This is a genomic window from Anaerocolumna sp. AGMB13020 (genome assembly GCF_033100115.1).
Lineage (GTDB): Bacteria > Bacillota > Clostridia > Lachnospirales > Lachnospiraceae > Anaerocolumna.
In genome coordinates this window covers 908,540-923,171 of the sequence record NZ_CP136910.1, presented here as the reverse complement: position 1 = coordinate 923,171, position 14,632 = coordinate 908,540, and the positions used below count along the sequence as shown (strand labels likewise).

Genomic DNA, 14,632 nt, shown 5'->3' with positions numbered 1-14,632 from the left:
TTTTAGATGGATATACAGGTACTGTTAAGTACAGCCGGAATTCTGGCTGTAGATCCTGGGTTAATCGGAACTGCCACGGCTGTTGTAGGCGGAACGGGACTGCTCATTGGATTGTTTTTGGGCTTTGCGGCAAAAAAATTTGAAGTGGAAGTTGATGAAAAGGAGCTAAAGGTCAGAGAACTGCTGCCGGGGGCTAATTGCGGCGGGTGTGGTTATGCAGGCTGTGATGCCTGTGCCAAGGCAATAGCAGAAGGAAATGCCAAGATTGATGTCTGCCCCGTTGCCAATCAGGAAGCTTATAATGCGATTGCAGAGGTTATGGGGACAACCGGAGAAGTAAAGGATAAAGAAGTAGCCTTTGTAAAATGTGCCGGTACTTGTGATAAAGTTAAACTCAATTATATTTATTACGGCATCAAGGATTGTAAGAAAGCTTCTATAGTGCCAGGCAATGCTGATAAGAAGTGCAATTATGGTTGCATGGGTTTTGGTTCCTGTGTGAAGGTTTGCCTTTTTGATGCCATGCATATAGTGGATGGAATTGCTGTTGTCGATAAGGATAAATGTACTGCATGTGGTATGTGCAGGAAGGAATGTCCGAATAATCTGATTGATATCATTCCATATGAGTCAGGTACTCAGGTATCCTGCAATTCCAGAAACAAAGGAAAAGATGTAAAAGAAGCGTGTTCTATCGGGTGTATCGGTTGTAAGCTCTGTGAAAAGCAGTGTGAGTTTGATGCCATCCATGTAACAGATAATCTGGCATTGATTGATTACAGTAAATGTACCAATTGTGGAAAATGCGCAGCTGCGTGCCCCGTAAAAGTGATTCGTATCAAATAATCAGATTTCTGAATAAGTATAGCATTAATCAATCAAAGCTGCATGATTATGAACAATAACCATGCAGCTTTGTTATGCTGTACAGCATTAAGCACACATTACTTTATGGAGGCTGACCATCAATAATCGAAATACCGCCTTGCAGGCAGTGCATCCTTAAACTCAAGATGTTTTTCCATTAGATTGCTGATAATTCCAATAAGCTTGCCGTTTATAAGAGCACAGATAACAGTTCCGGCTTTTACACCCTCGAATTCAAACAGGCCGAAGAATAAAAAGGAAAGTAATATACCAATGAGGCAGCTGGTACAGTCATAGATCGTTTTAAAAGTTGACAGCTTTATATGATATTTTTCTGATACCTTCTTAACAAATAATTCATATACTTCCGGTGATATATAGGTATGGAACATAAAAGCAACACCTGCCGCGCAAAGCAGCAAACCACCAGAAAAGAAGACAATCCCCATGACAGGCGTAAGTCTATCCAACCGGGCAATTAATCTCATGCTTACATCCAGTACAAGTCCATAATAAACTGCAGTAAGAAAAGAAAATAAATACGATACTCGGAACTTCCGGAGCAGCAGTACCATAAAAAGGAGTAGTATTGCCTGCAACATATATTCAGCCATGCCAAAGGTAAAGAAAGTATAGATAAGTGATAATTTCTTAAATACTAAGTAAGCGGGAGCCACAACCATGGAAACTCCCAAATTTGCTTTCTCCATAATGGCAGTACCAAAAGCAAGCAATATTATTCCTAGTATATAAGATAATTCTGTATAAAAAACTGGTTTCTTCATGAATTCTCTCATTCCTCCGCCATCAGCGGTATTTTCTATAGACCCTGAAAAAAAGCATCTCCCCTGTTTAATATAGAAACAGGAAAAGATGCTTTTATAAGCTCATTATATATGATATTTCAGCAAAATTCAACTTAATTATTCAATGGCCATAGCGGCAAAGAATCCTGTACGAATGGCAGAACCCACCTTGCTGACCTGACTGCAGTCACCGATTATTCGGGTTTTTGCGAAATATTTTTCTTTGATTTTTTCGGATATCTGTTTTTCACTTCTCATACCAAAGGCGGATATCACGGTATCAGCGGGCAGCAATGAAACATTACCATCCTTATCCTCTATCTGAACCCCATCTTTTTCGATTGACAATACTTTGCAGCCTGTTTTTAAGGTTATACCATATTCGTTTATTTTGCTCATAAGACCGGCAGCAGTAATAAACATCAGCTCTGAAGCAACAGTGTCCTTCATTTCCACTATGGTAACATTCTTTTTACCCTTATCCATTGCCAGTTCCAATGCGCAGTCGCAACCGGACAAACCACCACCGCAGATAACGATATTGCTGCCTTTTACGCTAGCCTCCTTCATATGTGCTTCTATTACATTAACGACATTTTCACTGTCAATACCTTTGACGGGAGGGGTTAAAGGTACGGCACCGGTCGCAGTAACGATATAATCGCAATCAGCCAATACAGGAGAATCTGCTGTAATTTCAGTACCCAGCTTCACCTGAACGCCCAATTTCTCCAGCTGCACTTTGTACCAGGCTACCAAGGAGGAAAGCTGGTGTTTAAAGCTTGGAGTTGCAGCAGCAGCTAATTGGCCACCGATAAACTCATTTTTCTCATAGAGAGCAACCTCAAGACCGCGAAGTGCAGCAGTTCTTGCTGCCTCCAGTCCACCTGGACCTCCGCCCACTACAACTACTTTCTTCTTTGCGGTTACGGGTTTTAGGGTAAAGCGATCTTCTTCACAAGCCTGTGGATTAACGGAGCAGCTAAGCTTTGTGGATCTGGTAACGATTCTTCCGATACAATCCTCATTGCAACGGATACAGGGTCTTACATCCTCTCTGTTTCCCTTCTGTAATTTCTCAGGAAGGTAGGGATCAGCAATTAAAGGGCGTCCAAACATTACAAGGTCGGCGTTCCCGCTTTCTAACAGTCTGACTGCTGTTTCCGGGGTATGGTTACCGGAATTTAACAAAGGAACCTTAACAGCTTGTCTGGCAGGAGTACAGACGTATTCCATGCAGGCATCTCCTAAATAGCTGGGAGGGAAGATATATTCTATGGTTTCATAGGAACCGGCATCGATATCGAAAGCATCTACTCCTTCTTTCTCTAATATTTTCAATAATTCCATACTGTCATCTAAAGTTCTGCCACCTTCGAAACGATGATCCAGGGCGATTCGGAACAGAATGGGCATGTCTTTGCCTACGGCTCTTCTGATGGAACGAACGATTTCCACAGCAAAGCGCATCCGGTTCTCGGGGCTGCCGCCATACTCGTCCTCTCTGATATTCCAGACAGGGGACATAAACTGATCAATCAAATAACCTGCATGTGCATGTACCTCAATTGCATCGTATCCGGCTTTCTTTGCAATGGTTGCAGAATGAAAGAATTGCTCCATAATCTCTTTAATCTCTTCTGTGGTTAAAGGGTGACAAGTTAAATCGGGATTTAAGGTAGCAGGAATAGCAGAAGAGGATACCGGAGGTTCACCATACATACTGGGGAATGCATTTCGGCCGGTACCGCAGCTGATCTGAGCTGCTATCTTTGCTCCGTATAAATGAACAGATTCACAAAGGGTGGTCAATTTAGGTATAACATAATTATTCTTTAGTACACCTTCCATAGAACCTTGTGCCAGCTCTTCATTAAGAAACTGGCAGCCCATTATAATAAAACCGGTTCCACCTTTGGCTCTTTCTATAAAATAACTGATTTCATCTTCGGAAATTGTCCCGTCAATATTGCCGGAATTGGTGCCCATAGGGGAGAGTACGATACGGTTCTTAAGCTCCATAGAACCGATTTTAAAGGGGGTAAATAGTGAATCGTATTTCATATTCATTCTCCTTTTGTATTAGTATTGAATAAAATTTCCTTATTGCTTTGCTTGTGTGTCAATACACACAGAGGTAACTTGGTGATTAATACATCATAAACATTGATAAAAATTTAACATCTGTATGGTGATATTTTAATACTTTGTATTTAAAATGTCAATCATAAGTTCATAAATATATGTACCATGGTACGAATAAATGAAATAATATGGAAAAAGAACGGTTTTCAGAAGAGGTTTGAAAGAGTTATTTGATTTATAAGGGATTATCTGGTATTATAATCACAAAGTCAGTGCCAGCAATTCGGCATAGTATCAGAAACAGAGAGGGTGTCTTTCTGTTTTTACAAGATTGAAATTGCCGTTGGCGGAATGAGAGGTAATCATGAAAGAATCCATCTCCACCAGGATGCATATATTGGAGTGTGCGATTGATTTATTTAAAGAATCTGGTTTTGACAATGTAACCATTAAAAATATATGTGAAAAGTCAGAGGTAGCCAAAAGCACCTTTTATTATCATTATCAGACCAAGGAAGATCTGATTAAGGATTTTTTTAAAACCATTGACATTAATGTGGAACAGATGATGCAGGTCTTACTGGCAGATGATGAGTGTCTGGAACAGATGTGGCAGATAATTGAACTGTATTATAAAAGACTTTTAGATGCCGGTGTTGAGATTACAAGAATGGTGTATCTGAAGAATCTGGTGCAGGACAAGCACATTTTAGGTGCCGAAAATGCCATGGCCAAGGAACTGTATCTGACCTTGCTGCGACGTGCCAGGGAGAGACATGTAATTACAAATATCGCAAGCAGTAATGAAGAATTATATACTAGCCTTGTCTATTCTTTAACAGGGATAGCCTATCTTTGGTGCGTGCAAAACGGTGAATTTGATATTTTGGCAGAATGCCGCCGTTCTTTTGAAACCGTATTAGGATATGTTCCAAAGGTAAAAGCTTAGAACTTGATGTTATGCTGCCAATATAGCGTATCGTCGGACGGGAATCCCAGCGGTTTACAATTAATATAATTATAATAATATACATCAGAAAGATAGCTGAAGACATAGCCTCTGGCATTTGTTTGTGTTAAGCTTTACAAGTTGTCAGGAGGAGTCATTCATGAAAAAAGATTATACCAAGACGATACGCACTTGTTTTATCGGATATATCGTACAGGCAATCGTTAACAATTTTGTACCGTTACTGTTTATCACCTTACAGCAAAATTACAGTATTCCATTAAGCAAGATCACCTTGCTGGTTACGATTAACTTTGGGTTACAGCTCCTGGTGGATATGGTTTGTGCAGGTTTTATTGATAAGATTGGCTATAAGGTATCAGCGGTAGCTGCACATGTGCTTTCTGCTACCGGATTAATAGCACTTACCATTTTTCCTGATATTTTTCCCGACCCATTCACCGGACTGCTTGCAGCAGTTGTAATTTATGCAGCCGGTGGCGGTTTACTGGAAGTACTTATCAGTCCCATAGTAGAGGCCTGTCCAACGGATAACAAAGAAAAGGCTATGAGCATGCTGCATTCCTTTTATTGTTGGGGACAGGTAGGAGTAGTACTTCTATCCACCATTTATTTCGCTTTCTTTGGTCTGGAGCATTGGAAGTACCTGGCTGTTCTATGGGCTTTGATACCAATTTATAATGCAGTCATGTTTACCCGGGTTCCAATCGCATCACTGGATAGCGGAGAGCATGGAGGTCTATCATTTAAGGCTCTGGTACAGAATAAATTATTCTGGCTTCTGATGCTCTTCATGGTATGTGCAGGTGCAAGTGAACAATCTGTCAGTCAGTGGGCTTCTGCTTTTGCTGAACGAGGTTTGGGAGTCAGCAAGACACTGGGAGATTTGACAGGACCTATGATGTTTGCCATTATGATGGGAACCTCAAGATTAATTTATGGAAGGTATGGAGAAAGACTCAATCTGAATAAATTTATGCGTTACAGTGTAATTTTGTGCATCGGCTCCTATCTCTTGATCTCCTTATCGACCCTTCCAGTGCTGGGACTGATTGGCTGTGGTATCTGTGGACTGTCGGTTGGAATCCTGTGGCCTGGAACGTTTAGTATGGCAGCTGCCAACATACGGGGTGGTGGTACTGCTATGTTTGCATTTCTTGCACTTGCAGGGGACCTGGGCTGTTCGGCAGGGCCTACTGTGGTTGGGATTGCTTCCTCCTATTTTGATAATAATTTAAAAATCGGTATTTTAGCAGCTACTATATTTCCTGTGATTCTTATAATAGGACTGCTTCGAAAAACAGGTGTAAAGCAATTAACCTGATTTTATTCCCTTAAAATAAGATAAGCGCTTAAAACAGCAATATCAGAAAGTACTTCTGGTATTGCTGTTCAGACTGTAGACAAAGTTAAATTAGCAGAACGTTTTTGAATAAGTGCTTATTTTTATTCAGTACTGTCCTTTTTCATTTATCAGTGCTATAAGTTTATAAAATAAAATTTACAGGGAGGTAAAAGCGATGCTGGATGCGGTATTTGGCGAATTGAAAACAGAGGATGAATGTGATTGGCTTGGAAAGCAGATACTTGATTTCGGTGGAGATATACATAATGTGGAGTTATTAATACACGGAGAAGATGGTTGTGAGATTACCGATAGGCAGAGAACGGCATTCAAGTGTTTTATGGAGAAATGGCCAAAGTTACAGACAGAACTGATTGAAGCACTCATCAAATACTATAATGAGGAAGAACGTTTTGCTTGGGGGCCGGATAACGAAAAGGAATTCGCTGAATGGTGGCCGGAAATTGAAACGAAAGAAACTCTCTTGCAGGCAGTCACATTGGAGACAATCGTAGTCGCTAATGATTTCTTGATGGATGATGACAGACTTATTATCTATTTGCTTTTTTCAAGGAAATGGGGTGGTGAAGACTATGATGATAATGGAATCGGTGTCCGCTACCTAAACGAGAAGATTGATGAAATCGCTCATAAGGATATCGCATTTTGATTGAGAAAAGACAAAATTCCAGTTTAGTTACGAATTAAAATCACTAGATAACTTCTGTTGTCTGGTGATTTTGTATTTTTTACAATACCTGAACAAGTCAGATAGTAAAAATGACTTTGTTTACAGTCTGAACAGCAATACCAGAAAGTACTTCTGGTATTGCTGTTTTTGTTTATAGAAAAAGTGAATGGCAGCAGAAAGGCTGTTTCAATCTTCAGTATTTGCAGCTTTTGAAAATTTATGAAAGTGACAGAAGTGTAAGTTTAGAATTCGATATGTAATGTTAATCGATGGAAACAGAGCATACCTTTCGTTATACTTATTGCATAAGAACAGTTGGGGGTAATTATTGCCTGTGCTCAGGTGATTCCGCTTTACGATAAACTTTACATTCCTTTAGAAAATATTTAGTAATTTATAAAGTTAATATTTAACTTTTTCCTTTATACTGAAACATGTTATCAGCAATACAGCAATACTTAAAACCAATTATTACATAAATAAATCGAATAGATATAGGCAGTGGGTGACTGAATGAGAAAGAGAAAAATTACAATTTTGGATTGTATCACAGCTATGGGGCTGCTGTTGATATTATTGTTCCTATACTATGGTTATAAAACTAAGTTATTTGTATCAATGGAAGCTTTGCATGATTTTCTGGAGCAGTTCGGAATCTTTGCGGATCTGATCTTTATCTTAATACAGGCAGTACAGGTGGTAATCCCGATTATTCCGGGGTCAGTAGGCTGTCTGGCAGGCGTGGTAGTATTTGGTCCGGTTAAAGGCTTTATCTACAATTATACCGGTATTTGTATGGGTTCAATGGTTGCTTTTCTGCTGGCAAGGCGTTATGGCATGGCGATGGTGGAGAAGATGTCAAAGCCAGAGCTGATAAAAAAATATGGGGCCTGGCTGCATAGTGAAAAATTTGATAAATGGTTCGCATTAGCTATTTTTCTACCGGTAGCTCCTGATGATTTTCTGTGTTATCTGGCTGGAATCACCAAAATATCCTTCCGTAAATTTACTTTTATTATACTTGCAGGCAAACCACTGGCGATTATAGCCTACTCTTTGGGCCTGAATCTGATATTTACAGCATTTATCCAATATATAATTCCATTCTTTAAGTAGCTGTAACCAATTGTGTATGTGATGCAGCTGTATTTCTTACAGGAATTTTTAATAGATAAAACGTTCTTTTACCCGTAAATTGTAGGCGTATTCTATACGCAGATTGGAGCTTGTTATGAAAATATGGTTATATAAAGGCGGATTAAAGTTAATTTCCAAAAGCGGTATCGGTAAAGCCTTCGAACATCAAAAGGCAGCCCTTGAGGAGAAGGAAATTGATTATAGTACGAAATTCAATAATAAATATGATATAGTGCAGATTAATACAATTTTTCCGGATTCATTTTTCATCGCTGTAATAGCAAAATTAATGAGAAAGAAAGTAATATATTATGCTCATTCTACCATGGAGGATTTCAGGAATTCCTTTAAGGGTTCCAATTTCTTTGCAGCCTTCTTTAAAAGATGGATTAAATTATGCTACAGTATGGGGGATGTAGTTATAACACCCACTGAATATTCAAAAAATCTGTTGGAGGGTTATGGTATCAACCGAAAAATAATCAGCCTCACCAACGGCATTGATTTAAAATACTATACAAAAGATGCTGAACTGGGTAAGCAGTTTCGGGATAAGTATCATTTCAATGAAAAGGATAAAATCGTAATTTCAGTCGGTCATTATATTGAAAGAAAAGGAATAGAAGATTTTGCAGCTCTGGCAGAAAGGCTTCCGGAATACCAGTTCCTCTGGTTTGGTTATACAAATTTAAATCTGGTACCATGTCATATCAGAAGTATTATTAATACAAAATTACCTAATCTGCATTTTCCCGGCTACATATCCAGTGAAGAACTAAAGGCAGCTTACAGCGGCAGTGATTTGTTTTTATTTCTGACTCATGAGGAGACAGAAGGAATTGTATTACTGGAGGCTCTCGCTATGCAGATTCCTATTCTGATTCGTGATATCCCAATCTATGAAAGCTGGTTTCAAAATGGCAAACAGGTATATAAAGGAAGGGGACTGGCAGAATTTAAAGTATTAACAAAGGATATTCTTGAAGAAAATATTCCTGATTTAACAGAGGAGGGTTATAAAACCGTGAAGGAGAAAAGTCTCTCTAAGGTAGGGAATACCTTAATGGATACTTACACAGAAATTTTGAACCCTGCAGCAGTACAGCAGGAACCTATGGAAAAAGGAATGCCATTTTTTTATTGACTAACCAATAAAAAGATGTATAATGAGTAGTAATAATACAAAGGGGTATTGCATATTATCTCTTTGTATAAGCTCATTAATACGGTATGAGCGTTTCGACCAGGCGACCTTAAATTGCCCTAGGCTACATGAGTAACCGATCGGACTAACGTTTAAAAAACAGTTGGTTCTGGTTGGTGTCTCTTTGGCCTGGGGCTTTTTTATATCCTCAGCCGGGAGAAAAGCTTAAGTTGTATATGACGACTCTTTTGGTTCATCACAGCTTTGGAAAGAGATAGAATGTAAATCAATACTGTCAAAAAGGAGCGATCGATATGAAAAAAACAATTAGTTTCTTTCTAAATGGAACTTTAAGAGAAATCAAGGTAAAAGCAGAGACTACAGTATTGGAACTGCTTCGTAATTCTCTGGAACTTAACGGTATTAAGGAAGGCTGCGGAGAGGGAGACTGCGGTGCCTGTACAGTTGTTATTGGTGAGGTAAGGGATAAAAAGGTACATTACAAATCTGCTGCAGGCTGTCTGTACCTGGCAGCAAAGCTGGAAGGAAAACATGTAATTACCATAGAAGGAATGGGAGAGAAAGAGAAACTCCATCCTATTCAAGAAGCAATTCTTAAGGCTCATGCAACACAATGCGGGTTCTGTACCCCTGGTGTCAGCCTTTCGATTCTGGCATTATATCTGGAAAGAAAGAATCCTGGAAGAGATGAGTTTCGCAGATATCTGGAGGGAAATCTCTGTCGGTGCACCGGTTATGTATCTATCCGTAAGGTTCCCGAATTCCTGGAAGAACTTATAGTCTGTCCTGTGGATATCAGACCAAAGTATTTGACGGAAACGGAAGAAAAGCAATTGAGCTTTATTCAGGAGGACATCTATACAGACGATGGGGTCCATGGTTTTTATTCTCCGGTTTCGGAAGCTAATCTTCTTGACTTCCTTAAGGGGCATCCGGAATTTACAGATGGAAATAACATACGATTCATAAATGGAGGAAGCGATGTGGTGGTAGGGGTAAAGAAACATGGGCAGCATTACAGGCTGTTAGTGGATTTAAGCCGTATAGAGACCCTGCAAAAGCTTACCTTTGACAATAAAAGCATAACCCTTGGAGGCGGGGTTTCCTTAGCAAGAATGATAGATTCTGTTCAGGGTATCTTTCCCGAATTCTCGGATACTGTGTTGAAAATGTGCTCTGAGCAGGTGCGCTCCATTGCAACTGTTGCAGGAAATATTGCCAACGCTTCCCCGGTTGCGGATACCGTTCCACTTTTGATGGCTGTTGATGCAATACTTACCATAAACGGTCCAAGGGGGTTAAGGACTGTCCCTGTGAGAGAATTCTTCAGAGGCTATAAAAAGCTTGCAAAGCAAGCGGATGAATGGATTAGCTCCATAACCATTCCGTTGGGAGAATATAATTTTATCCATTTTGAAAAGGTAAGTAAGAGAAAAGAAGTGGATATTTCCTCAGTCAATTCAGCCATTGCATTGAAAGTGGAAAATGGTATCATTAAAAAAGCCCACGTAGCTTCTGGTGGTGTCGGAGCAACTACTTTATATATGAATAATACCTCTGGTTTCTTGCAGGGCAGGGAGATGAAAGAAAAGACCTTCCTTGAAGCTTATGAAATGATAACGGAGGAAGCAACTCCTATAGGAGATGTCAGGGGAAGTGCGGAATACAGAAAAGCTCTTTTACAGAATCTCTTAATGAAACATTATCTGGCTTATGAAAGCAGTCAGGAGGTTGATGGTCATGAAGCATGAATGGAATTTGAATAATACCGGAGGGGACGACTTCCAATTGAGCAAGGCTCAAAATATAACTCTCAAAAATATTGAGTTCAAAAATGTAGAACTTAAAAGTGTAGAAAGCAAAAATGAAGAACTAAAAAATGTAGAACTTAAAAGTGTAGAACTCAAAAATGAAGAACTGAAAAATGAAGAACTGAAAAATGTAGAACTCAAAAATGCAGAGCTCAAAAATATAGAACTTAAAAGGGTAGAACTTAAAAATAAAGAACTACAAAATGAGGAGTGTCAGCACGGGGAGCATCCATATGGTCAGGTTGGAACTTCACCGCTGCATATCAGTGGTCGTGACCATGTAACCGGCCGTTCTCAGTTCATTGATGATATACCAAAACCAAGAAATCTGCTCTATGTCAAATTTTTGCCAAGTCCCATAGCACATGGAAGGATAGTGAAGCTTGATACACAGAAAGCAAAGGAATTTTTGGGAGTGCATGCAGTTATTACGGCAGAGGATATTCCTGGTGAGAATCAGATTGGAGGAATCATCCAGGATGAGGTCTGCCTGGCACAGGGGTATGTTCATTTCGTAGGAGAACCTGTTGTCATCGTTGCAGCGGAAAGTACCATGATAGCAGAAGAGGCACTTAAGCTAATCGTTCTTGAGATAGAGGAAGAGACACCGGTATTAACAGTGAAGGAAGCGCTGGAAAAAAATCAGTTTATAGGTCCTGTAAGAAAGATAGAGCGGGGGAATGTGAAGGAAGTCTTTGCTGACTGTCCCAATTATCTGGAGGGGGTTATCTGCAATGAAGGACAGGAGCATTTCTATCTGGAGACACAGAGTGCACTTGTAATACCCGAAGACAATGGCGGAGTAACCGTATATTCCTCCTCCCAGAATCCCAATGAAATACAGAGAATGACAGCTAACGTTCTTGGAATACCCCAGAATATGGTCACCGTAGATATTAAAAGACTTGGAGGAGGGTTCGGAGGTAAAGAATCACAGGCTACACCATGGGCTTGTATTGCTGCCCTTGCAGCCTATCATACCGGACGTCCGGCAGAATTAAGGCTTACCAGAGAGGAGGATATGCTGTCTACGGGTAAAAGACATGCTTTTGAGAATTATTACAGAGTTGCCTTTGATGAGGAAGGTAAGATATCAGCATATGAGGTAGAGTTGAATTCCAACTGCGGTGCAGTTGCGGATGTCAGCACCTCTGTTCTGGAACGTGCCATGCTCCATGCGGAGAACTGCTACCGGATTGACAACATCCGAATCATCGGAAGACCCTGCAAAACCAATCTTCATCCTGCAACTGCATTTCGGGGATTTGGCGGACCTCAGGGAATCTTTGCGATAGAAAGTGTTATACAAAGAATTGCATATGTACTTAATCTGGATCCTTATGATGTCAGGATGAAGAATATATACCGGCGGGGAGATATTGCACCTTATGGTGAAGAAGTTCTTCATGCGGAGCATATTGAAAATGTATTTGTGATGTTAAGGCGAAACAGCAAATGGGATGAGAGAAGAGAACACATAAAGGAGTACAACAAAAGGAATAAATACTGTAAGAAAGGCATCGGTGTTACGCCTGTGAAATTTGGTATATCCTTTACAGCAGCCCATTTAAATCAAGGAAGTGCCCTGGTGCATATTTATTTAGACGGTTCCATTTCTATAACCCATGGTGCGATTGAAATGGGTCAGGAGGTAAATACAAAAATTGCTCAGATAGCCGCAACGAATTTCGGAGTACCTTTGGAAAATATCCGTATTGAGAGCAACAATACAAAGCGAGTGGCCAATACTTCCCCCACGGCAGCTTCTTCCGGCTGTGACTTAAACGGTCATGCAGTGGAGAATGCGTCGCTAGAGATTATGAAAAGGCTAAGGGAATTGGCAGGCAGGCTTTATCCGACAACTGAACTGACTTTTGCAAATGGGAATATATACCCTTTTGCAAATAACCACACAGATTATAGTAATCCGCTTATTTCTTTTAAGGAACTGATAAAAAAAGCCTATTTTGAAAGAATTGATCTGTCCGCTCATGGATTTTATGCAACACCTGGAATCCATTTTGACAGGGAGAAGGGACAGGGACACCCCTTTTTGTATTATGTTTTTGGTGCGGCAGTCAGTGAAGTAACAGTGGACCTGTTAACGGGACACACAAGCCTTGATTATGCATATATACTGCATGACTGTGGCAGCAGCATCAATCCAAGAATCGATATCGGTCAGATACAGGGAGCATTTTTACAGGGTTTGGGCTGGGCGACGATGGAGGAATTGGTGTATAATGAAAAAGGAAGGCTTTTAAGCAGCTCACCGGCGACCTATAAAATTCCCACAATAGGGGATGTTCCGGAGAAAATTCATGTGGAACTGCTGGAAGGAAGTATTAATGAGCAGGGTATTAAACGCTCCAAGGCAATCGGGGAACCACCCTTTGTCTACGGCGAATCAGTGTTTTTTGCAATAGTAGATGCACTTGGTTCTGCCGGGAGGTATCCTGTGGACTTAAGTATACCGGCAACTCCGGAAAAGGTATGGCGGGAAATCAACAAAAGTAGGTGGAAAGAGTAGCTTCAAACCGAAATACAACATAAGCCCGGCAGGAGCTCCTTATTCGGGACTGTCAAGAGAAAAAAGTATGCAGAAATGGAGAAAGAAATGAAAGAAGAAAATAACAAAGTACGATTAACCACTATGTCCACCAAAGCGGGGTGTGCAGCAAAGTTCGGACCCGGCAATCTTGCGAAGGTCATGGCACACATGAACCTACAGGAAAGAAAAGATGACCCCAATCTCATTGTTGGTTTTGGTACCTGTGATGATGCGGGAGTATATAAGATTGCTCCCGATTACGCACTGATTCAGACAGTGGATTTCTTTACACCAATAGTAGACGATCCGTACACCTTTGGAGCAATAGCAGCAACCAATGCTTTAAGTGATGTTTATGCAATGGGAGGGACACCTTTAACAGCCTTAAATATCTGCTGCTTTTCCACTGGGCTGGAGCCGGAGGTATATGCAGAAATTCTTCAGGGAGGACTTGATAAAGTTACAGAAGCAGGTGCGGTAGTTCTTGGAGGTCATACAGTTACAGACAATGAAATTAAGTTCGGCGTTTCCGTAACCGGTTATGTACATCCGGATAAGGTGCTCACCAACGGCGGTGCCAGACCAGGGGATGTTCTTATCTTAACGAAACCTATCGGCACTGGTGTAATCAGTACTGCTTTTAAGAATAATATAATTGGAGAAGCAGAAATGACAGAATCGATAACCTCTATGAGTACGCTGAACAAAGCTGCATCTGAAGCAGCGCAGAAAATTGGTGTAAACGCCTGTACGGATGTAACCGGTTTTGGTTTATCCGGGCATTCCTATGAAGTGGCAGCCGCGAGCAATGTAAACCTCAGGATTAATCTCTCGGAGCTTCCGGTTATGACAGGCGTATTAGAATTGATAGAAAAGGATTGTATACCGGGTGGCGGATACAATAACAGAAATCACTATGAAAAGTGGGTGGAATTCGAAGGGGATGTCTCTGAAACGAAGAAAGCATTGGTATTTGATCCTCAGACTTCAGGTGGATTGTTGATTTCCGTACCAAAAGAGAAGGCGGAGGCCTTGGTAGAAGAACTTACCAAGCGGAAGACCCTGAGAAGCCAGATAATCGGTGAAGTCCTACCAAAAGCTGAGGGAGATAAATATATAACTTATTACGAAGGGAAAGCAGAATAATTAGTAAAGCGGCAATAGTGCTGGCAGTACTATTGTAGAATAACAAAATGATCTGCAA

Annotated in this window: 11 protein-coding genes and 1 riboswitch; of the genes, 9 read left to right on the top strand and 2 right to left on the bottom strand. The window is 40.5% G+C overall.

What is annotated here, in order from left to right; genetic code table 11:
* The first annotated feature begins 6 nt into the window (after positions 1–6).
* Entirely contained in the window at positions 7–846 is an 840-nt protein-coding gene (locus R2R35_RS03870; protein WP_317733181.1) for an RnfABCDGE type electron transport complex subunit B, read from the top strand.
* 119 nt (positions 847–965) lie between these two features.
* Here R2R35_RS03870 and R2R35_RS03865 read toward each other — a convergent pair whose 3' ends face one another.
* Together R2R35_RS03865 and R2R35_RS03860 are read right to left on the bottom strand one after the other, a co-directional pair.
* Positions 966–1,652 (bottom strand): DUF6198 family protein, encoded by a 687-nt coding sequence (locus R2R35_RS03865; RefSeq protein WP_317733180.1) that lies wholly within the window; start codon positions 1,650–1,652, stop codon positions 966–968.
* Between the two features lie 138 nt (positions 1,653–1,790).
* Positions 1,791–3,737 (bottom strand): oxidoreductase, encoded by a 1,947-nt coding sequence (locus tag R2R35_RS03860; protein WP_317733179.1) that lies wholly within the window; start codon positions 3,735–3,737, stop codon positions 1,791–1,793.
* Positions 3,738–4,122: 385 nt separating this feature from the next.
* Here R2R35_RS03860 and R2R35_RS03855 point away from each other — a divergent pair, with 385 nt between their 5' ends.
* From R2R35_RS03855 to selD, 8 genes are all read left to right on the top strand, one after another.
* Positions 4,123–4,707 carry a TetR/AcrR family transcriptional regulator gene (locus tag R2R35_RS03855; protein ID WP_317733178.1) on the top strand — a complete coding sequence of 195 codons (585 nt, stop codon included), beginning with the start codon at positions 4,123–4,125 and terminating at the stop codon, positions 4,705–4,707.
* A 160-nt stretch (positions 4,708–4,867) separates the two neighbouring features.
* Positions 4,868–6,052, top strand: a complete 1,185-nt coding sequence (locus tag R2R35_RS03850) for an MFS transporter (RefSeq protein ID WP_317733177.1) — start codon at positions 4,868–4,870, stop codon at positions 6,050–6,052.
* Between the two features lie 196 nt (positions 6,053–6,248).
* A complete protein-coding gene (locus tag R2R35_RS03845) occupies positions 6,249–6,743 on the top strand; it encodes a DUF6985 domain-containing protein (protein WP_317733176.1) in 495 nt (164 codons plus the stop codon).
* 534 nt (positions 6,744–7,277) lie between these two features.
* The gene (locus R2R35_RS03840; RefSeq protein ID WP_317733175.1) at positions 7,278–7,880 is read left to right on the top strand and encodes a TVP38/TMEM64 family protein; all 603 of its coding nucleotides are present in this window, start codon (positions 7,278–7,280) and stop codon (positions 7,878–7,880) included.
* Positions 7,881–7,995: 115 nt separating this feature from the next.
* Positions 7,996–9,045 carry a glycosyltransferase gene (locus R2R35_RS03835; protein WP_317733174.1) on the top strand — a complete coding sequence of 350 codons (1,050 nt, stop codon included), beginning with the start codon at positions 7,996–7,998 and terminating at the stop codon, positions 9,043–9,045.
* Positions 9,046–9,088: 43 nt separating this feature from the next.
* Positions 9,089–9,192: riboswitch (purine riboswitch) on the top strand.
* Between the two features lie 167 nt (positions 9,193–9,359).
* Positions 9,360–10,817 carry a xanthine dehydrogenase small subunit gene (locus tag R2R35_RS03830; protein WP_317733173.1) on the top strand — a complete coding sequence of 486 codons (1,458 nt, stop codon included), beginning with the start codon at positions 9,360–9,362 and terminating at the stop codon, positions 10,815–10,817.
* Positions 10,807–13,407 carry a xanthine dehydrogenase molybdopterin binding subunit gene (xdhB, locus tag R2R35_RS03825; RefSeq protein WP_317733172.1) on the top strand — a complete coding sequence of 867 codons (2,601 nt, stop codon included), beginning with the start codon at positions 10,807–10,809 and terminating at the stop codon, positions 13,405–13,407. Before R2R35_RS03830 ends, xdhB begins: the two co-directional genes overlap by 11 nt.
* A gap of 87 nt (positions 13,408–13,494) precedes the next feature.
* Positions 13,495–14,574: a selenide, water dikinase SelD gene (gene selD / locus R2R35_RS03820; protein ID WP_317733171.1), complete on the top strand. Its 1,080-nt coding sequence runs from the start codon at positions 13,495–13,497 to the stop codon at positions 14,572–14,574.
* Positions 14,575–14,632: the final 58 nt, after the last annotated feature.

Bases quoted from the DNA above. Each gene is read 5' to 3' on its own strand.
- R2R35_RS03870 (WP_317733181.1), top strand. From the start codon at position 7: ATGGATATACAGGTACTGTTAAGTACAGCCGGAATTCTGGCTGTAGAT.
- R2R35_RS03865 (WP_317733180.1), bottom strand. From the start codon at position 1,652: ATGAAGAAACCAGTTTTTTATACAGAATTATCTTATATACTAGGAATA.
- R2R35_RS03860 (WP_317733179.1), bottom strand. From the start codon at position 3,737: ATGAAATACGATTCACTATTTACCCCCTTTAAAATCGGTTCTATGGAG.
- R2R35_RS03855 (WP_317733178.1), top strand. From the start codon at position 4,123: ATGAAAGAATCCATCTCCACCAGGATGCATATATTGGAGTGTGCGATT.
- R2R35_RS03850 (WP_317733177.1), top strand. From the start codon at position 4,868: ATGAAAAAAGATTATACCAAGACGATACGCACTTGTTTTATCGGATAT.
- R2R35_RS03845 (WP_317733176.1), top strand. From the start codon at position 6,249: ATGCTGGATGCGGTATTTGGCGAATTGAAAACAGAGGATGAATGTGAT.
- R2R35_RS03840 (WP_317733175.1), top strand. From the start codon at position 7,278: ATGAGAAAGAGAAAAATTACAATTTTGGATTGTATCACAGCTATGGGG.
- R2R35_RS03835 (WP_317733174.1), top strand. From the start codon at position 7,996: ATGAAAATATGGTTATATAAAGGCGGATTAAAGTTAATTTCCAAAAGC.
- R2R35_RS03830 (WP_317733173.1), top strand. From the start codon at position 9,360: ATGAAAAAAACAATTAGTTTCTTTCTAAATGGAACTTTAAGAGAAATC.
- xdhB (WP_317733172.1), top strand. From the start codon at position 10,807: ATGAAGCATGAATGGAATTTGAATAATACCGGAGGGGACGACTTCCAA.
- selD (WP_317733171.1), top strand. From the start codon at position 13,495: ATGAAAGAAGAAAATAACAAAGTACGATTAACCACTATGTCCACCAAA.